General features: G+C 63.2%; 18 protein-coding genes, 1 tRNA gene and 1 pseudogene. 8 read left to right on the plus strand and 12 right to left on the minus strand.

Going from position 1 to position 18,893, the window contains the following annotated elements; translation table 11 throughout:
* Positions 1-7: 7 nt before the first annotated feature.
* The 7 genes from AB4097_RS07135 to AB4097_RS07165 all read right to left on the minus strand — a co-directional run bounded on the left by AB4097_RS07135 (position 8) and on the right by AB4097_RS07165 (position 7,037).
* Positions 8-409: a translation initiation factor 2 gene (locus AB4097_RS07135; RefSeq protein ID WP_442037919.1), complete on the minus strand. Its 402-nt coding sequence runs from the start codon at positions 407-409 to the stop codon at positions 8-10.
* A gap of 90 nt (positions 410-499) precedes the next feature.
* On the minus strand, positions 500-1,396 hold the full coding sequence (locus tag AB4097_RS07140; RefSeq protein ID WP_442037920.1) for a carbohydrate kinase family protein: 897 nt from the start codon (positions 1,394-1,396) through the stop codon (positions 500-502).
* The gene (locus AB4097_RS07145; protein WP_442037921.1) at positions 1,393-2,463 is read right to left on the minus strand and encodes an ABC transporter ATP-binding protein; all 1,071 of its coding nucleotides are present in this window, start codon (positions 2,461-2,463) and stop codon (positions 1,393-1,395) included. Before AB4097_RS07145 ends, AB4097_RS07140 begins: the two co-directional genes overlap by 4 nt.
* Positions 2,463-3,971 (minus strand): argininosuccinate lyase, encoded by a 1,509-nt coding sequence (gene argH, locus AB4097_RS07150; protein ID WP_442037922.1) that lies wholly within the window; start codon positions 3,969-3,971, stop codon positions 2,463-2,465. Before argH ends, AB4097_RS07145 begins: the two co-directional genes overlap by 1 nt.
* Before the next feature lie 5 nt (positions 3,972-3,976).
* Positions 3,977-4,831: a carbohydrate ABC transporter permease gene (locus AB4097_RS07155; protein WP_442037923.1), complete on the minus strand. Its 855-nt coding sequence runs from the start codon at positions 4,829-4,831 to the stop codon at positions 3,977-3,979.
* Positions 4,831-5,757 carry a carbohydrate ABC transporter permease gene (locus AB4097_RS07160; RefSeq protein WP_442037924.1) on the minus strand — a complete coding sequence of 309 codons (927 nt, stop codon included), beginning with the start codon at positions 5,755-5,757 and terminating at the stop codon, positions 4,831-4,833. The genes AB4097_RS07155 and AB4097_RS07160 overlap by 1 nt, the downstream gene beginning before the upstream one ends.
* A gap of 26 nt (positions 5,758-5,783) precedes the next feature.
* Complete coding sequence (locus tag AB4097_RS07165; protein WP_442037926.1) at positions 5,784-7,037, minus strand: extracellular solute-binding protein; 1,254 nt, start codon at positions 7,035-7,037, stop codon at positions 5,784-5,786.
* 172 nt (positions 7,038-7,209) lie between these two features.
* Between AB4097_RS07165 and AB4097_RS07170 the strand changes: the two genes are divergently transcribed.
* The 5 genes from AB4097_RS07170 to AB4097_RS07190 all read left to right on the plus strand — a co-directional run bounded on the left by AB4097_RS07170 (position 7,210) and on the right by AB4097_RS07190 (position 13,257).
* Positions 7,210-8,463, plus strand: coding sequence for an ROK family transcriptional regulator (locus AB4097_RS07170; protein WP_442037928.1), 1,254 nt, complete (start codon positions 7,210-7,212; stop codon positions 8,461-8,463).
* A complete protein-coding gene (locus AB4097_RS07175; RefSeq protein WP_442037930.1) occupies positions 8,453-10,849 on the plus strand; it encodes a PIG-L family deacetylase in 2,397 nt (798 codons plus the stop codon). The genes AB4097_RS07170 and AB4097_RS07175 overlap by 11 nt, the downstream gene beginning before the upstream one ends.
* Before the next feature lie 6 nt (positions 10,850-10,855).
* Complete coding sequence (locus tag AB4097_RS07180) at positions 10,856-11,755, plus strand: DMT family transporter (RefSeq protein WP_442037932.1); 900 nt, start codon at positions 10,856-10,858, stop codon at positions 11,753-11,755.
* A gap of 462 nt (positions 11,756-12,217) precedes the next feature.
* Entirely contained in the window at positions 12,218-12,532 is a 315-nt protein-coding gene (locus AB4097_RS07185) for a hypothetical protein (RefSeq protein WP_442037934.1), read from the plus strand.
* Between the two features lie 125 nt (positions 12,533-12,657).
* Entirely contained in the window at positions 12,658-13,257 is a 600-nt protein-coding gene (locus AB4097_RS07190) for a M15 family metallopeptidase (protein WP_442037936.1), read from the plus strand.
* Between the two features lie 9 nt (positions 13,258-13,266).
* Here the strand turns inward: AB4097_RS07190 and AB4097_RS07195 are convergent, their stop codons facing one another.
* Entirely contained in the window at positions 13,267-13,764 is a 498-nt protein-coding gene (locus AB4097_RS07195) for a DedA family protein (protein WP_442037949.1), read from the minus strand.
* A 183-nt stretch (positions 13,765-13,947) separates the two neighbouring features.
* Between AB4097_RS07195 and AB4097_RS07200 the strand changes: the two genes are divergently transcribed.
* Positions 13,948-14,517: an HNH endonuclease gene (locus tag AB4097_RS07200; RefSeq protein WP_162003246.1), complete on the plus strand. Its 570-nt coding sequence runs from the start codon at positions 13,948-13,950 to the stop codon at positions 14,515-14,517.
* A 16-nt stretch (positions 14,518-14,533) separates the two neighbouring features.
* Here AB4097_RS07200 and AB4097_RS07205 read toward each other — a convergent pair whose 3' ends face one another.
* From AB4097_RS07205 to AB4097_RS07215, 3 genes are all read right to left on the minus strand, one after another.
* Positions 14,534-15,616, minus strand: coding sequence for a D-TA family PLP-dependent enzyme (locus tag AB4097_RS07205; protein WP_442037939.1), 1,083 nt, complete (start codon positions 15,614-15,616; stop codon positions 14,534-14,536).
* A 146-nt stretch (positions 15,617-15,762) separates the two neighbouring features.
* The gene (locus tag AB4097_RS07210; RefSeq protein WP_442037941.1) at positions 15,763-16,263 is read right to left on the minus strand and encodes a disulfide bond formation protein B; all 501 of its coding nucleotides are present in this window, start codon (positions 16,261-16,263) and stop codon (positions 15,763-15,765) included.
* Between the two features lie 12 nt (positions 16,264-16,275).
* Complete coding sequence (locus AB4097_RS07215) at positions 16,276-16,857, minus strand: YqaA family protein (protein ID WP_114943060.1); 582 nt, start codon at positions 16,855-16,857, stop codon at positions 16,276-16,278.
* Positions 16,858-17,011: 154 nt separating this feature from the next.
* Between AB4097_RS07215 and AB4097_RS07220 the strand changes: the two genes are divergently transcribed.
* Both AB4097_RS07220 and AB4097_RS07225 read left to right on the plus strand, forming a co-directional pair.
* Positions 17,012-17,096 (plus strand) — tRNA-Leu (locus AB4097_RS07220).
* 478 nt (positions 17,097-17,574) lie between these two features.
* Entirely contained in the window at positions 17,575-18,702 is a 1,128-nt protein-coding gene (locus tag AB4097_RS07225) for an acyltransferase family protein (RefSeq protein ID WP_442037943.1), read from the plus strand.
* Positions 18,703-18,763: 61 nt separating this feature from the next.
* Here AB4097_RS07225 and AB4097_RS07230 read toward each other — a convergent pair.
* Positions 18,764-18,893: pseudogene (locus tag AB4097_RS07230) on the minus strand (IS5/IS1182 family transposase); the annotation flags it as partial.

Genomic DNA, 18,893 nt, shown 5'->3' on the forward strand with positions numbered 1-18,893 from the left:
GCTCCGGTCAGCGGCCCCGGGCCCGGCCTATCGGCACAAGCTGGATGTGAGCAGGATTGGGCGTATGGTCCAGCATGGCGCCGTTCGCGGCATCCAGCACCAGCCCGACCGAACCGCCGGGAAGCACCGCATTGCCGATCACGCCGGGAGCCGCCTTGTCCGTGAGAATGGACTTTATCTCCAGAGAGCCGGGCCGATATCCGCGCGCCTCGGCATAGGCGGTGAACTCCGCCTTCCGGTCGACCTTCACGACGCAGGGCGACCGGGGGCAGCTATGCCCCAGCGACGTCCGGATCCGCGCGGAGGCCGGGCTGGCGCTGATGGTCACCTCCTCCATGGTCCCGCGCGTCACCGTGTTGCAGGCCGTCAGGGAGAGAAGGCTGCCCGCAACGCAACTGAGAATTCGCATCCGCATGGATCGTCCTTGCCGAGAGGATGGGCACGATGGCCCTGTCCCGACAGCAGATAGCGCATACGGCTCAGCCTGCCAGAGCGCGCCTTACGACCGGCGCGGCGGGGCTCCGCCCGGGGATTGGACGGAGAGGGCCCCGGCTCTGATCCCCGCCGCCAGACTTCTTTCGATGTCGGCCGTATCGAGCCAGGAATGCAGGAAGCCCGCGTTGAACGCGTCGCCTGCTCCCGTGGTATCGACCACGGTGACGGGCAACGCCTCTGCCGAAACCGAGTTCGAGCCCTGGGATGCCACGGCGCCGTGTTCTCCGCGCTTCAGCACGACCAGGGGAAAATGCTTCTGCAGCGCGGACAGGATGGCGTCTGTCGACGTTTCACCGGTCAGCGCTTCTCCCTCCTCGACATTCGGGAGGAAGACGTCGATGCCTGCGCAGGTCTCGAAGAACCCGGAATCGCGGCGGATGAGCTCGTCGTCCCAGCTCGGATCGAGCGAGATCGTCAGGCCGTGCTGTCTCGCCATGGCGATCACATCGGGATTGTCCTTCAGTGTGGCGAATTCCGCGATGTGGAGATGGGCGATGTCGGGTGCCGCGAGCGCCTTCTCCAGGGAGGCCGGCCGGGAGGTCCCGGCGCGCCGGGACACGAAGGCGCGCTCGCCGTCCTTCACCAGGGCGACGGTCGGCTGGGGGCCGGCATCACGCGATCGCTCGATGAACGCGAGGTCGATACCGCTGCTTTCAAGCTCCGGATCGAGGCCCCGCGAGAGAGGGTCCGTTCCGAGACGCGTGAGCAGGGCCGACGGCCGCCCGAGGGACGCGAGATGCGCCGCCGTGATATAGGCGCCGCCGCCTGCGACGACCGTCACGTCGTCAGCAAAGCGTTCGCGTCCGAGCACCGGCATGTCGCGCAGGCCGGTGAAGATGATGTCGCAATAGATCCGGCCAAGGCACAGGACCTTGTTGTGCTCAGAGGCTCTTCCGGTCATTGGGCGGCCAATGCCTTCTCGGTCGCCTTGTCGAAGTAGTACAGCCTCTCCGTCGGGGCATGCAGGGTCAGCTGCTCGCCGATCTTCGGGATCTGCCGTCCCGGCGCCGAACCGATGACGGTCTGGTTCCCCTTCTCGATATGGACCAGAGTCTCGGAGCCAAGGGTTTCCACGACCACGACGGTGCCCGATACGGCGAGGCCCGGAACGCCGAATGTCGCGGGAGTTAAGTCTTGAGGGCGGACGCCGACCAGGATCTCGGGCGACGTCGCCGAGACGGACGGGACCTTGACGGAGCCGCCCGCCGACAGGTTCGCATGGCCTTCCTTCAACGAGGCCGGCAACAAGTTCATCGTCGGGCTACCGATGAAGCGCGCCGTGAATACGTCGACGGGCTTCTCGTAAATCTCGAGAGGCGAGCCCACCTGCAGGATTCGGCCGTCGCGCATGACGACGATCCGGTCCGCCATGGTCATGGCTTCCACCTGATCGTGGGTCACGAAGACGGACGTGGCGCCGAGCCGGTGATGAAGCCGCTTGATCTCGATGCGCATTTGGGTGCGCAGCTGGGCATCGAGGTTGGACAGGGGCTCGTCGAACAGGAACGCCGCGGGATCGCGGACCATGGCCCGTCCGATGGCGACGCGCTGGCGCTGACCGCCCGACAGGGCCGACGGGCGGCGCTCCAGCAGATGCGAGAGGCCGAGGGTCTGCGCAACCTGTTCCACCCGTGCGCGCTTCTCGCTCTTCGACAGCTTCGAGCGATAGAGGCCGAAGGCGATGTTGTCGGCGACCGTCACGTGCGGATAGATGGCGTAGTTCTGGAACACCATGGCGATGTTCCGGTCCTTGGGCTGCAGGTCGTTGACGACGCGCCCGTCGATCCTGATTTCGCCGCCGCTGATTTCTTCCAGGCCGGCGATCATCCGCAGGGTCGTGGACTTGCCGCATCCCGAAGGGCCGACCAGCACGACGAACTCCCCGTCCTGAATCGCGAGGTCGATGCCGTGCACGACGGCCGTCTGCCCGTATCTCTTGACGAGGCGATCGATTTCGATGGTCGCCATTAGCGGGCTCCAAGAAGTGCGTTGAAACGGGATTGAAGGTCCTGCACGGCGGCTTGGGCGCGGCTTTGCGCGTCCTGCATCCGCGTGCAGATCGCCGAGATGTCCTGGTTGTAGCCGGCGATGGCCTGGGACAGCGCCTTGGGCGCCGGTCCGCCGAACCGGTCGCGCACGGCGACGAAGTTCTCCGCCGAGACGATCTCGGCGAAGCGGTCCGGCTGGACGCTCGTCTCGCGGCCCGCGCAGCGCCGGAAAGCCTGCTGAAACGCATCATAGCCATCGGCCGCGATATCGCCCCCGATGGCCACGACGGCACGGGCGACTTCCGCTGCGATCTCGTGCGCCTCGCGGAAGGACAGCCCTTCCAGGCGAACGAGGCTGTCGGCGAGTTCCGTCACGGTGATGCAGCTGCGGCGGATGTTCTGGCGCACCCGATCGGCATCGATCCGCAGCGATGGAACCAGCGCGGCGAGGAGGTCGAGGACACGACCGCCGCTCTCGAAGGCGCCGTAGCCGAAGCCCTGGCTCTCGCCTTCGCTGTCGTTCATGTCGGTGAACGGCGTGTTGTGCATGATCGTGAGCATCGCCTGCGCCCGGCCGACGGTCTGGGACGAGAGGTGACGCATGTGCTCGATGGGAACGGGATTGCGCTTCTGCGGCATGATCGACGAGATCTGCACGAACGCGTTGGGGACGTAGACCTGCCCGACCTCGAAGCTCGTCCAGAACTGCAGATCCTGGATGAAGCGGCCGAGATGCAGGAAGATCAGCTCGATGGCCGAATAGGTGGACGTGATGTAGTCGATGGATGCGATGCAGCCATAGGAGTTCTGCAGGGGACGGCTGAAGCCGAGCAGACGGGCCATCAGTTCGCGGTCGATGGGAAAGCCGCTCGTGGTGATGGCGGCGGCGCCCATGGGGCTCCGGTCGACGATGTCCCGCGCCGCCTCCAGGCGCGCGATGTCGCGCAGCAGGGTCTCGAGAACGGCGGACAGGTAATGGCCGAAGACGGTCGGCTGCGCCGGCTGTCCGTGAGTATAGGCGACGATCAGCGTCCTGCTTTCCCGCTCCGCCACGGATGCGAGGGTCTCGGCCAGATGCACCAGGCGCTCGAGCAGCGGGTCGATGCGATCTTTAAGGCCGATCTTGAACAGGGTGTGGTCGATGTCGTTGCGCGAACGCGCCGTGTGCAGGCGTCCCGCGAGGTCGGGCCCGAGGCGGGCGCGAAGCTGCTTCTCGATGAGGAAGAAGAAATCCTCGACCTCGCCCGTATAGGTGAGGGTGCTGACATCGACCTCGCGGTCGATGTCTTCGAGGGCCTGGGCGATGGGACGTGCCTGCTCGATCGTCAGGATTCCGGTCTCGTGGAGCATGACGAGATGGGCCCGGTCGATGAGGCGGAAGCCCTCGACGTGATGATCCTTCGCGCCGTCGAACAGGGGACGCAGAACGGTCTCCTTGTAGACCGGATCCGGGAAGGTGGACGTGTCGTTGAAGGTGCCTGCATTCATCGGCTTCAGCCTTTAAGTCCGGCCAGCATCACGCCTCGGACGATGTAGCGTTGGAGGAACAGGAAAATCACGAGGGTGGGAAGGGTGGCGATGCTCGCGCCCGTCATGATCTTTTCCCACTGGATGGATTGCTCCACGGCGAAACTGGAGAGGCCGACCGGCAATGTGTAGAGCTCCGCGCTCGTGGTCACGATGAGCGGCCAGAAAAAGGCCGTCCAATTGCCGAGGAACGTGAAGATCGCGAGCGCCGACAGGGCAGGGGTCACGAGCGGCATGGCGATCTTCCACCAGATGGTGAATTCGTTCAGGCCGTCGATCCGCGCCGCCTCCAGGAAGTCGTCAGGCACGCCTTCGAAGAACTGCTTCATCAGGAAGGTTCCGAAGGCCGTCATCATGCCCGGGAACATGATGCCCCAATAGCTGTCCAGCCATCCGAACTGGCTCGCCATGAGGTACCAGGGCAGCACCAGCATCTCGGTCGGAATCATGAGCGTCGACAGGATGGCGATGAACACGATGTACCGGCCCCGGAACCTGAACTTCGCCAGCGTGTAGCCGACGAGGCTGTCGAAGAACACGTTCGAGAGCGTGACGATCACCGCCACGACCATGGAGTTGACGAACCAGCGCGTGAAGCGGCCATCGCCCAAGATCTCGATGTAGTTGTCGAGGGTCGGCGCCGCCGGAATGACGCGCAGGTCATAGACCTGCGAGGCATCCTTGAGGGAGGTCGAGAGCATGAACAGGAGCGGCGTTATCATGATGACGCCGCCGATGAACAGGAGCGTCCAGGCGACGATCCGGCCGGGCCTGATACGGGGCGTGGGCAGAGACCCTTGGGACGATGCGGCTTGGGTCATCAGCGGTCTCTCATGATGCGCAGTTGAACGAGGGAGATCACGAGCAGGATCAGGAACAGAACGACCGTCTGGGCCGCCGCGTATCCCATCTCGTAGGAGCTGAAGGCCGTCTGGTAGATCATCAGTACGAGGGGCTTCGTCGAGTTCAGCGGGCCGCCGGGATCGTTCGTGTTGATGTTGTAGACCTGATCGAAGATGCGCAGGAAGCCGATGGACGAGAACACCACCAGGAAGACCAGCGTCGGTTTCAGCAGGGGAATCGTGATCTTGCGCAGGATCGCGCCCTCCGACAGGCCGTCGATGCGTGCGGCTTCGTAATACGTCGAGGGAATGGCGCGCAAACCGGCGAGGAAGATGATGATCTGGAAGCCGAGGCCTGACCAGATGGCCGGTGCGAGAACGGCCGGCAATGCTTGCGTGGTCGAGCGCAGGAACGGCTGCTGCGGGATGCCGAAGCTCGCGAGCAAGTCGTTGATCACCCCGATAGGGACAGGCTGGTAGAACCAGCGCCAGACCCATGCCATCGCGGCGGCCGTCGTGAGAAACGGCAGGAAATACAAGGCACGGATGAACGAGTGCATGAACCGCACCCGGTCGAGGTAATAGGCCACGACGAACGAGATCAGGAGGCTGATCGGCGTGCCGATGATCAGGTAAAGGAAGGTGTTGCGGAACACCTGCCAGAAGAGCGGGTCGGCGAAGAGCCTCTTATAGTTCTCAAGGCCCACGAAGGAGGCGGGCCGCGTGATGCTCCAGTCCGTCACGGACAGGTAGAACGCCTGGAAGGTCGGCCAGAAACGGATGACGACGTAGAAGAGAAGGGGAACCGCGAGGAAGCCCCACGCCCAGATCAGCTGCTTCTGGCCAAGGCTCATCCTCGACCAGAGGCCGCCTGAGGCGGCCTCCCGATGTGCGACGACGGACATGAAAGGTTCCTCGCGGTCTCGACGTGTCAGCGCTTGGCGCGATCGATGATCGCCTGCTCGGCTTCGGCCGCCTTGGCGAGCGAGGTCTTGGGATCCTCGTTGCCGATCAGCACGCGGTTCGCCATGTCGATGGCGACCTGCCGCTGGGCAGCCTCATCCTTGAACAGGGTCGTGTGGGCGTATTCCAGCCCCTTGAGGAACGGACCATAGACCGGATGCGCGATGTTCTCCGGCGTGAGAGCCGCGGTGCGCCGCGCCGGCAGTTCACCGACGACGTCCATCCAGATCTTCATGGCTTCCGGCGAGGAGACGTATTTCAGGAACTTCTCGGCTGCCGCGAGCTTCTCGCCTTCCGCCTTCGTGGTGATCGCGTTGGCGAAATAGCTGGCATAGTTGCTGCGCACACCCTGAGCATTCGCGGGAAGCTCGGTCACGCCCCATTCGAAGGCCTTGATCGTGTTGAACGATCCGAGGCGGAACGTGCCGTCGATGGTCATGGCCGCGAGGCCCGCACGGAAGGCGGCTTGGCCTTCGTCCATGAAGCCGATCTGGCCGACCTTATGCTTCGTCTGCAGGTCCGTGTAGAAGGTGAGCGCCTTCAGGCCCGCCTCGTCGTTATAGGCGACCTTGGTGTCGTTATCCGTGTAGGGAACGCCGCCGAACTGGCGGATCAGGACTTCGCGCCACCATTGGTGGTCCTGCCCGGCCATGTCGAGGGTCATGCCGGCGGAGACGATGTTGCCGCTGCCGTCGCGCTTGGTGGTCTTCTCGGCTGCGGCGACGAGCTCCTCGAGATTCTTGGGCGGGTTGTTGGGATCGAGGCCAGCGTCCTTGAACGCCTTCTTGTTGTAGAAGAGCGCCAGCGAACGCACGGCGGTCGGCAGGCCGTAATAATCATTGCCGCGCTTCATGGCACTCACGATCGGGAAGAAATCGCGTTCGATATCGGCTGCCGGAAAAGCCTCTGCCCGCAACGGGCGGATCATCTTGCCGGAGATGAAATTGTCGGTCCAACCGTAGAAGAGCTGCGCCACGTCGGGACCCTGGCCGGCGAGGATCGCGGCGGCGACCTTCGTCTGGTAGTCGGCATAGGGGAAGGTGGTCTGCTTGACCTTGATGTCGGGATTGGCTTCCTGGAACTTCGTGATCAGCTGGGTCATCGCCTTGACCCGCGTGTCGAAGACATATTGCCAGTATTCGATTTCCACGGCCTTCGCGCCGGTGGCGGCCAGGGTGATCGCCCCTAAGGCGACGCTCGCGAGCATGTGACGAAAACGCATATCCCTCTCCATATTTTGCCGGCGCGGGGCGCCAGCATCTCTCTGGTGTGGCGGCCTTCGCAAGGGCCGTTCCAGGCGTAAGGCTCCTCTAGAGTCATCCACCTGTCAATAAGATAATTCACTTGAGTTATTCATTGCCCGGGTTCATCGTCTGTCTCGGGGAGTGGTGGAGATGCCGAGAAAAGCCAAAGCCGGGACGCCATCGACGATCGGGAGTAATCCGGAGCGGAACCGCTCTCACAACCGGCGGGTAGTGCTGGACGTGGTGCGCCAGCTCGGGCCGGTCGGGCGGATGGAAATTTCGCGCCATGCGCATCTGAGCACCCAGGCGGTCTCGAACATCGTCGAGGATCTCGTCGCCGACGGTTTGCTGATCAGGACCGGGCGTCTTAGGGCCGGTCGCGGCCTGCCGCCCATCCAATTCGACGTGAATCCAAACGGCGGGATGACCGCCGGGATCGAGATCGCGGCCGACCACATCTCGACGCTCCTGGTGGATATCGGCGGCCGCATCCGTGCCCAGCGCAGCATCCCGCTGCCGCAGAACGATCCCGAAACCGTGCTTCCCGTCATCAAGGCCGAGATCGAAGCCGCGCAGGCGCAGCTGGAGCCTCCCGTCCCCCAACTCCTCGGCGTCGGGGTCGTGATGCCGGGTCCCTTCAACGTCGAGGGCATGACGTCCGTCGGGCCGACGACTTTGTCCGGCTGGTTCGACTTCGATGCGGTTGCCCGCATCGGCGACATGCTGGGCGCGCCCGTGACGCTGGAGAACGATGCCACCGCGGCGGCCGTCGGTGAGCGTCTTCACGGCGTGGCCAGGAACCTGAAGAACTTCTGCCTGATCTATTTCGGGCAGGGGCTCGGCTTAGGCATCATGATCGACGGCCGTCCCTATCGCGGAGCCAACGGCAACGCGGGCGAGATCGGGCATGTGCTGGTGGCGAAGGGCGGGCGGCTCTGCTCGTGCGGGCAGCATGGCTGCCTCGAGGCCTATGCCTCCTTCCACTCCCTCGCGCAGCAGCTGGCCGCAGTCGGAATTCACGGGATCGACTACGCGGACCTGGAGCGTCTCCACCGCGAGAGGCATCCCGTCGTACTGACATGGATCGAGGAAGCGGCCGGGTATCTGGCTCCCCAGGTGGCGATGCTCGAAAACCTGTTCGATCCGGAAGCCATCGTGCTCGGCGGCGTTCTTCCGCCCGGCCTGCTGGAGGATCTCGTTGAGGCCATGCAGCCGCTTCCCCTGTCGGTTGCCCGGCGCAGGAACCGCAGCGAGGCCCGCCTGATCCACGGGCGGACCGGCGGCCTGACGGCAGCGCTCGGCGCCGCCGCCTTGCCCCTCCTGGAGACGATGACCCCGCGTCTCGACACGGCCCACGCGGCCGAACGTGAACAAACGAACGAGGAGACCTCCCTTGCCGGATGACCATCGCCGTCTCGCCCGCGCCGTTCATCAGCCGGCCCTTGTCCGTCTCCATCGTGCCCTGAGCCGGCTCCCGTCCGTGCTGACCGTGATGAACACGGGCGCGCATCCGGACGACGAGCACAACGGCCTGCTGGCCGCCCTGCGCTTCGCCTACGGCATGCGGATCGTGGTCGCGTGCTCGACCCGGGGCGAGGGAGGCCAGAACGCGCTCGGGCCGGAGCGGGGCGGCGCCCTGGGGGTGCTCAGGACTGCCGAGATGGAGGAAAGCGCCCGCCGCATCGATGCCGACGTGGCATGGCTCGGCCATGGGCCCGACGATCCCGTTCACGATTTCGGTTTCTCCAAGAACGGACACGATACCCTTCGGCGCTGGGGCGAGGAGCGGATCATAGAGCGGCTCGTCCGGGCCTATCGCCGGTACCGGCCCGACATCGTGCTCCCCACGTTCCTAGACGTGCCGGGACAGCACGGCCATCACCGCGCCATGACCCGTGCGGCGGAAACCGCCCTGGTGCTGGCGGCCGATCCGTCCGCCTTTCCGGAACACGCACAGCAGGGCCTCGCGCCCTGGCAGGTGTCCAAGTTCTATCTCCCGGCTTGGTCGGGCGCGAGCTACGCCTATGACGACGAGGTTCCGCCGCCACCGATCACGCTCAGCGTTCGGATCTCCGGTGGTGATGCGGTCACGGGCTTGGCCTATCGGCAGCTCGGCGAATGGTCCCGCGCCGCGCACGCGTCTCAGGGAATGGGCGTGTGGCGGGATAAGCCTGTCGATCAGTGGAGCCTCCACCTGAAGCTCCTGGTCGGGGCTTCTCCGGGAGCGGAGCAGGACATTCGCGATAACCTGCCGGCAGGGATCGGCGATCTCGCGGCGCTGCCGGGCGTGCGGGATGCTGCCGGCGCCGCTCTTCGGGAGGCCCAGGAGCGCATCGATGCCGCGATGGCGGCGTTCCCTGACCGTGAGGCAGTCAGCGAATCCCTCGCCACCGCGGCACGGCTGATCGAGGATGCGCGCAACGGCATGGATCGGCCCGCGCTCGACCAGGTGGGCCATCGCCTCGCCCGCAAGCTCCGGGAAATCGATGCCGCGCTCTTCGAGGCCCATGTGAAGACGGCAAGGGCGGTCTTCCAGGGAGCGAGCCACCCGGGCGCCGAGATGGTGCTGGATGCTGCCGTCGATGCTCCCGGCCTCGCCGATCTCACGATCGCTCCCCGGCTTCCTGAAGGGGTCGAGGCAGCGGAAGTGTCCCGTGAACCGGGGCATGTCCGCTATGCGATCACCCTGCCTGAAACGGCTCCTCACACGGGCAATTACCCGGACGCCTTCGACCCTCTGGGCGGCAGCGGCCCGGCCGGGATCCGCATCGCCGGCACGCTGCACGGCCGCAGCATCGGGATCGATCTGGATCCCGAGGAGCCTTTCACCATCGGGCCGCAGCAATCCCTTTCCGTCGATCCGGCCTTCGCGATCCTGAGGATAAACGAACCGGTCTCCGCCCTCCGGGTCCGGACCCTTGGGGCGAACCCGACGGACTGGCAGGTGCCGCAGGGCTGGAGCGTCGGACAGCAGGACGGCGACTGGACGATCGATCCGCCGCACCGGCCCGAGCCCGGTCTCTCGCGCCTCATCCCCGTCGTGGGGGGCAGGCCGGCCAGCTCGGCGCAAACCATCGCCTATCCTCACATCCGGCCGGTTTCGTTCGCGGCTCCGGCGGAGTTCAAGGTCCTGACGCTTGACGTGGCCCTGCCGAATGGGGCCCGCATCGGCTATGTCGGCGGCGGAAGCGACAATGTCGGCCAGCATATGCGCCGTCTCGGGCTCGACGTGACGGATCTCGCCGAGGCCGATCTGAAGGACGGTTCGCTTGCGGCGTTCACTACCATCGTCATCGGCATCTTCGCCTTCGGTCTGAGGCGCGACCTTCAGGCTGCGACCGAACGGCTGCATCGGTTTGTGGAGGAGGGCGGTCATCTGGTGACGCTCTATCATCGCCCGACCGATGGCTGGGACTCGGACCGCACGCCACCCCGCCGCCTCGTCATCGGCTCGCCGTCCCTTCGTTGGCGCGTGACCGATCCCGACGCTCCGGTGAACGTGCTGAAGCCGGACAGCCCGCTGCTGAATGCTCCGAACAGGATCGGGGAGAGCGACTGGGCAGGCTGGGACAAGGAGCGGGGGCTTTACTTCGCGGCCGATTACGATCCGGCCTATGAAGAGCTTCTGTCCCTCAGCGATCCGGGCGAGAACCCGCTCAAGGGTTCGCTGATCTCGGCCCGCATCGGCCGAGGGCGGCACACGCATGTGGCGCTCGTGCTGCATCATCAGCTGGACAAGCTCGTTCCTGGCGCCTTCCGCCTCCTGGCGAACCTCGTTCAGCCCGCCTGACGGGACATGGCAGCCGAGCCGGACAGCCCATCGGGCGTGCCTCCCGTTCCCCTCTGGGTCAGCGCAGGATGGCTGTTGCTCGACATGGCGCTGGTCACGACCATGCAGGCCCTCGTCAAGGCCGAGGGCGAGACCTATCCGGCGATCCAGCTGGTCTTCCTGCGGTCGCTGGTCGGATTCATCTCGGTGGCGCCGCTGGTCTGGCGCCACCGCCGGAAGCTGGCGGATCTGACGAACATTCGCGGCCACCTGACCCGTGTGGCCTTCAACTCGGCGGCGCTCACCCTCAATTTCGCGGCCTTCGCGGCTCTGCCGCTGGCGCTGGTCACGGCCATCGGGTTCACCCGGCCGCTCCTGCTGCTGGTGATGGCCGCCATGATGCTGGGCGAGCGCGTGAGCGGGATCCGCTATGCGTTCACGGCGTTCGGCTTCAGCGGCGTCATCATCATGGTGCAGCCGGACGCGATCCCGTGGAATGTGGGGCTGGTGGCGGCTTTCGGATCCGTGTTCTTCGGGACCCTCGCGGTCGTGCAGACACGGCGCCTTGCCGGCGAGAACACCGTCGTCCTGATGCTCTTCTACACGGTCGGCCTAACGCTCCTGACATCCATCCCGGCCGCTCTCGCCTGGGTGCCGATCCCGTGGAGCGAGGCGCCCAGCATCATCCTCGTCGGCGTGCTGGCGCAGCTCGGCCAGTATTGCTGGCTGCAGGCCTACCAGAAGCAGGAGGCGCGCCTCCTCGCGCCCATCGGTTACCTGTCGATCCTGTTCTCGGGATTCGCAGGCTGGCTCTATTTCGGCGAGATCCCATCCCTGTCCCTGTGCATCGGAGCCGCCATCGTGGTTCTCACCACGGTGCTGGCGACCCCTGCGGAACGTTGGCTGAGGGCCAGGAACAGGGCCTGAGTGAAAAGCATCGTCGGTCCAATTTCGCGCATTGGTAACGGTCCGTTAACGTCTCGGGCGCAGCCTCTTCATGTGCCAAGACGGCACGGTCGTTGTTTCCTCTGGAACTGGCCGTGAAAGGCGGCCTCCCTCGAGCGCCATGGGCAACTGGCGCTCTTTCTTTGATGAACGCTCCGTGCAACCATTGGACATGTCGGCGAAGATCGACATGGGCATCGTGCGGCCCTTCGGGACCGCGTCGAACGATGCGCCAGCCAAGAGAGGGAGCCGCGGATCAATCCCAGAATGGGGCACATTTAACGCCCGATGCTCTACAGCATCGGACCCAAAAGTGGACTTGCACTTTTGGGATTCAATCCGATGCTTCGTCTATAGATGAGAGCATCGCGACGGTTTCGGAGCGACAGCTCGAACCGTCTCTGTGCATCTCCCGAATCTCAAGCGATACAGAGGGGAATAGTCATGATTGTCCGCATCATCGCCGCCACGGCACTCCTGCTGACGGCCACAAGCGCCATGGCCGCGCCGGCGAAGCCGGCCTCGGCCGTCCTCATCACCAATGCCCGCGAGGTCGCCGTGACCGACTTCACCGTCGAGGCCGGCGGACAGACCGTCAGGCTCGCGAAGCCTCTTGCGCCGAAGGCCAAGACCACATTGAAGCTCCCGAAGATGTCCGGATGCATCGTCACCGTCGCGGCGACGTTCGAAGATGAATCGACCGCCGATCTTTCCGAGTTCGATGTGTGCAAGGACAAGACGGTCCGCTTCACGGATTGAGCATCGACCCGCGAAGGCATCGTGCGGAAGCGACGTTCGGCTCCGCACGATGCGCTTTGATGGGCAAACTCTTCCACTGGCCACGCCTTGATTTGAAACCATCCCGTTGCGATGGTTCCGGCACCATGATTCAGAATGCGTCTGCCATTTGCCTCGTTGTCTTCGGCCTTGCATTATTCGGTTTAAGCCCAGACGCCCGGGCGCAGTCCGAAGCCGCCGGTGATCCGCAAGGACTTCCTCAACTCACCAACTCTTCCCTTTATGGCCCGGGCGGCGTCTACGCGAAAATTCCGGCCAGGGACGATCTCGGGCGGGATCAGCTCGTGATGTTCCGCGCATGGAACCCGGATCCGGTCGGATCCCACGAAGCCAATCTCGGTGCGCTCAATCCTGTTCTCGCGAAGGTGGTTCGGAAGGCTCAGGACGACAATCCCGACCAGCGTTTCGTCATCGGTTCCGGCAAACGTGATGGCAGGCTTCAGCGGATGGCCGTGGCATGGGGCTGGTCCCGGACGCAGGACAGCATGCACCGGTCCGGGAACGCCGTCGATTTATGGCCGCTCGATCGGGACGGGAGGGTGATCTTCGACCGGACGGCGCAGAATCTGATCGCCGGTGCGATGAAGAGGGCCGCCATGGAGCTGGGAGTGCCCATCCGCTGGGGAGGCCATTTCCAGAGCTTCAGGAACGCGGACCGGTCGCATTTCGAACTCGTGCCGCCCTGACGGAACGACTCAGATCAGCCGCTTGAAGGCATCCGTAAAGAAATAGGGCCCGAAGCTCCACAAGCCCGCCCACAGCAGGCCTCCGAGGGCATTCGCCGCGACGAAATGCGGCCAGGGCATCCCGGCCGATCCGGCGATGAGGCCGTTGAGCTGCCGCAGCACGACGATGAAGCGCGCCGTGAAGACCATGAAGAACCCTTTGGTCTCCACCGTCTTTTCGAGCCGCGACAGGCGGTCCGGCGTGAGCTTCACCAGATAGCCGAACCTGTTCAGGAGCGGCCGCCCCCCGAGCCGGCCGATCAGATAGCCGGTGCTGTCGCCGAGCACGGCGCCGAGCCAGGCCGCCAGGAAGACGTGGCCGATGGCGAGATCGCCGCGGACGGCCAGGAGCGAGGCTGCGATGAGGGCGCTCTCGCCGGGCAGGGGAACCCCGAACGATTCGAAGTAGAGAATGACGAGCAGGGCCAGAACGCCATAGGTGATGATGGCGGGCTCGATCCAGGCCAATCCTTGGTGGAGAAGGTTCATCGCGGGCACCGATCTCCTGGAATACGGCCCTGTTTCCCTCATGCCGCACTTCCTGTGGGTGCGTCACAAACGTCTGAGTTCCGGATCTTCACAACAGTGTCGTATTGCCTATAGTCTAATCCGACGGGAAAGACGCTTCTCTTAAGTTGAAGAGGAGGTGAGGTGACGATACACGTCCAGCCTGTTGTGCGACCGGAGGCCTGCCCGGCCCTCGTTCTCAATGCCGATTACCGGCCGTTGAGTTACTACCCCTTGTCCATCTGGTGCTGGCAGGATGCGATCAAGGCGGTGTTCCTGGACAGGGTCAACATCGTTTCGGAATACGACAAGGTCGTGCGAAGTCCGACCTTCGAGATCCGCCTGCCCTCGGTCATTTCGCTCAAAACCTACGTCAAACCGTCACGCCACCCGGCTTTCACCCGCTTCAACGTCTTCCTGCGCGACCGCTTCAGCTGCCAATATTGCGGCGACCGCGAGGACCTTACCTTCGATCACGTGATCCCCCGGTCCAAGGGCGGGCAAACCACTTGGGAAAACGTCGTCGCCGCCTGCGCGCCCTGCAACCTCCGCAAAGGGGACAAGCTGCCCCGAGAGGTGGAAATGTGGCCTCGGCAGAGCCCCTTCGCCCCCACCGTCCACGACCTCCACTCCAACGGCCGTCTTTTCCCGCCGAACTATCTCCACGACAGCTGGATGGACTATCTCTACTGGGACAGCGAGCTGGAGCCTTAAGACCTCTTCTCGCCGGTCAGGTCAGCCGTCCACGGGCCGCCACGGGCAGCTCGCCGACGATCCTGTCGCCGCGCACCGTGACCAGGCGGTCCACCATGTTCACCACCACGCAGACATGGTTCGGCACGATGCGCACCACATCGCCGATATTGGGACGGTCGTTGCAAGCGGAGAGATCGAGGAAGCCATGTTCCTCGGCGAAGCGGGCGATCTTGGCCTGCGGATGCTCGAGGATGAGGCCGTGCCCCTCCAGACCGCCCGTGTCGCTGGTCAGGGTCTTCGAGCCTGAGTCGAGAATGCCCCGCTCGGGACCGGCGCGGCTGACCACGGTCGCATAGACCGTGAGCGCGCAATCCTCCAGCTGGGCGACGCCGGCGGCCAGCATCATCCGGTCGTTGAACACGGAGGTTCCGGCCCGGTGCTCGGTCACGCCCTTGATCTTGCCGAGATTGACGAGATTGGGCGTGCCTCCCGACGAGACGATGCGGGGCTCGAGGCCCAGCTCTCGCACGCCGGCCGTGGCCGCATCGAGGAAGGCTTGCGTCTCGGCCATGGCGTTTTCCGGCGGATACAGCATGAAGCCGGCAAACGAGAGCCCGGGCCGGGAGGCGATATCCCGGGCGAGCGCAACCGCCTCCGCGACCGTCTCGACGCCTGCCCGCTTGCGGCCCGTGTCGCATTCCACCACCACATCGAGATCGCGCCCGGCCAGAGCCGCCGCCTGCGGCAGGCCCGCCACGACCACCGGGTTGTCGGCCGCCACGGTGACCTTTGTGCGAGACAGGAGCTGGCCGAGCCGGTTCAGCTTCTCCTCGCCCAGGATGTTGTAGGAGATCAGGATGTCGTCATGGCCGCTCTCGGCCATGATCTCCGCCTCGCCGAGCTTCTGGCAGGTAATGCCCCGCGCGCCTGCGTCGCGCTGCATGGCGGCGATGACCGGGCTCTTGTGCGTCTTGATGTGCGGACGGTTGGCCACGCCAGCCGCGTCGCAGAGGGCCTGGAGCCGGGCGATGTTGCGCTCCACCACGTCGAGGTCGATCACCACGGCGGGTGTCCCGAACTGCCGCGCGACTTCTTCTTTCAGGGCCTGGATGCTCATGAAATGTCTCCGACGTTATGCAGGCTAGCGCATCGTGCGGAAAAGTGGACCCGGTTTTCCGTGCCGAACGATGCGCCAGCGAAAGAGTGGAGCATCGGGCTAGATCCCAAAAGTGCATTCCACTTTTGGGTCCGATGCTCTGAGCCTCAGCCACCGATGCGGAAGCCCTTGCGGGCGGCGGTAATGGCCGCAAAAGCGGCCAATCCTAAGGAAATCAGCACGTTCCATCCCGCCAGCGACAGGCCGAGGAAGCGCCAGGCCGCCTGCGTGCAGCTGACGACCCGGGTGTTCTGCAGCTGGCTCATGAAATCGCCGACATTGCCCGCGGCTGCGCCCGATCCGCCGCCGCAATCGCTCGGACCGACGAAGAAGCCCCACTCGACGCCGGCATGATAGGCTCCGAGCCCTGCGCTGACGACGAAGATCAGGGCCAGGAGCCAGAGCCCGGCCCTGGCATAGCGGGGCGGCAGGAGCGCGGCCACGAGGCCCATCGGGATCGCGATGTAGTAGGGATTGCGCTGCATGAGGCAGAGCTTGCACGGCACGTAGCCGAAGACGTGCTCGAAGACGAGCGCTCCGCCGACCGTGGCCGCCGCTCCCAAGGCCACCGCCAGAACGGCCTGCCGCATGGTGAGGCTGATCCGCATCGGCCCCTTCCTCTAGAAAAGGTAGCGGAAGGCGACGAAGCCGCCGACGAAGGCCGCGATGGCCAGAGCCGCCACCAGGTTGAAATGGTTGTCGATGATCGATTTGATCTTGGGCCCGAACTTGCTCATCAGGAGGGCCACGATGAAGAAGCGGGCTCCGCGGGTCAGGATCGACAGCAGGATGAACCAGCCCAGGTGATAGCCCGCAAAGCCCGACGTGATGGTCACGAGCTTGTAGGGGATGGGCGTCAGGCCTTTCAGCAGGATCACCCAATGGCCGTACTCGGCATAAGCATGCCGGAACGTTTCGGCGCCCTCGGTGAGGCCGTAGAGCTGGAATAGCCAAGCTCCGATCGAATCGTAGAGCCCCAAGCCGATGAAGTATCCCAGGATGCCGCCCAGAACGGACGCGACGGTGCAGATCAGCGCATATGACCAGGCCTTGTCGGGCCGCGCCAGCATCATAGGCACCAGCATCACATCCGGCGGAACCGGAAAGAACGAGCTTTCCGAGAAGGACACCAGAGCCAGCGCATAGGGGGCGGAAGGTCGGGCCGCGAGGGACAGGGTCCAGTCGTAGAGGCGTCTCAGCATGGGGTTCCGACAGGTTCAGATCCAGATTAGGGCCTTGGCCCCGCGCCTCTTTGAGCACATGGCGCCCGGAATTGCGAGGGTTAAGCCGTGCGGCCTCCCTTCACATCTCGCGCATTGACCAACCTTTGCCGCCCATGGTACGTCGCGGGTCCTTGCCCCTGTGGCGGAATTGGTAGACGCGCTCGACTCAAAATCGAGTTCCGCAAGGAGTGCTGGTTCGATCCCGGCCAGGGGCACCATATTGAAATCATTGTAGTTTTAGATATAGCGCTTATTGCCCTGCTGCGGCGCAGGGCGTGCGTGTCGGCATGAAAATTGCACTGGACGATTCGTTAACGTGCTAGCTAGAGACCCTCTCCAGAGATTAAAGAGAAGCTGTAATTGCCAACCAGTAATGGCGGCTAGCCGCGTTGCATCGCTTGTCGAGAGTTTCCAACAACAGCACTGAAATCCCTGTAGATAGACACTCTCATATTCTGATGTTTTAATCGAGTATCTTGGCTAGAACGGTCTTTACAACCGTATGTATGCTTCGTCGGTTTTTTGTCATGTAGCTCTTCGACACCAAAGCAAAAGAAAGTAGTGAGCAAGCCACCTGAGTCGCTGCAAATTCCGACCCTGGTCCTCGATGAAAAATCTGTGGCGCCTGATAAACGACGTAGGCGCTGAGCAAGCTTAGCGTTGCCTCGCATCATTGTCTGTGCAATATGAGCGGCGATGAAATCTGCTCCAATGCTGCCTCAGCGTTTTTTTTATATCGATCTCTTAAGAGGCCTAGCCGCCCTCTCAGTGCTCATTTGGCATTATCAGCACTTCTACATGCCACGAGCGGGTGAGCCTCCAGTATTTCAAAGCAGGTCAGTGCAGCCGCTCTATTCTTATTTCCAAACGTTTTATGATTATGGCTTATATGCAGTCCAGTTCTTCTGGCTAATCTCGGGCTTCGTATTCGCGGTAGCATACTCTGGATCTAGCGTCTCCAAGCTTAAGTTCGCTAGAAACCGATTCGCTCGCCTCTATCCGCTAAATTTAATAACGCTACTGGTTGTGGCAGGTCTCCAGTTATTAAGTCTGAAGTTGGCTGGGCACTATCAGATTTATGCCTATAATGACTTGTATCATTTTGCGCTAAACATCCTTCTTGTATCCCATTGGGGAGCGCAGAGCGGTTTTTCTTTTAACGCTCCAATTTGGTCGGTTTCGGTCGAGATTTTTGTTTATATCGTTTTCATTGTCGCCCTGCCGACACTGTTTGCACGGGGTCTGCTCGGCCCACTCATCATGCAAGTTGGCTTCATCCTAGCAGGTTATTTTGCATTCCTCACCCCGTTCAGCGAGTGTGGCTTTTATTTCTTCGCAGGAACAGCTGTGTTCATGGTGGTGAAGCGGTTTCAAGCGAAGCCGCTCGTTGTGCCTACTATAGGGTTCGTTCTGGTTGCGGCCTTCTGGATTCACATCTTCTGGACTCAGAGGAGCTATTCAGGTTCGCTGTCGCTTGTCTTGCTATTTGCAGGAGCTGTCATGCTGACCGCTTCTTTAGACGGCCTCGGAATTAGTTTTGGCAAACAGGCAGCTCAGTGGCTTGGCGACACTACATATGGCACGTACCTATGGCATGTCCCGGTGCAAATTACGATAGTGACGATGCTCGATTTAATGTTGGTCCCACGTGAAATCGCAAACAGTAAGATATTCTTTGTGGCATACATTCTAACGGTTCTGGTTATCGCGCGAGCGTCTTTCCGCTTCATAGAGGAACCAGCACGCAAAAGATTGCGAACTAATCTTCATTCATCTCCCCTAGTGCCTTGCGATAGAAGACCACCTCTTCACATGAATGCATAAGGCTATCGTACTCAGATGCTCTATCGTGATACTTGTTAGTTCTAAGAGACTGTTTGGAAACTCACGGATGAGCATTCCGGCGGATCAGAATGCCGCCCATGGCGACATGGATCATGGCGGTTGAGACGTCGATGCGCTTCTCATAGTCGCGAACGAGACGCCGCCAGCGCATCATCCAGCCAAAGGTGCGC

The sequence above is a fragment of the Microvirga sp. 2MCAF35 genome, from assembly GCF_052115545.1.
Lineage (GTDB): Bacteria > Pseudomonadota > Alphaproteobacteria > Rhizobiales > Beijerinckiaceae > Microvirga.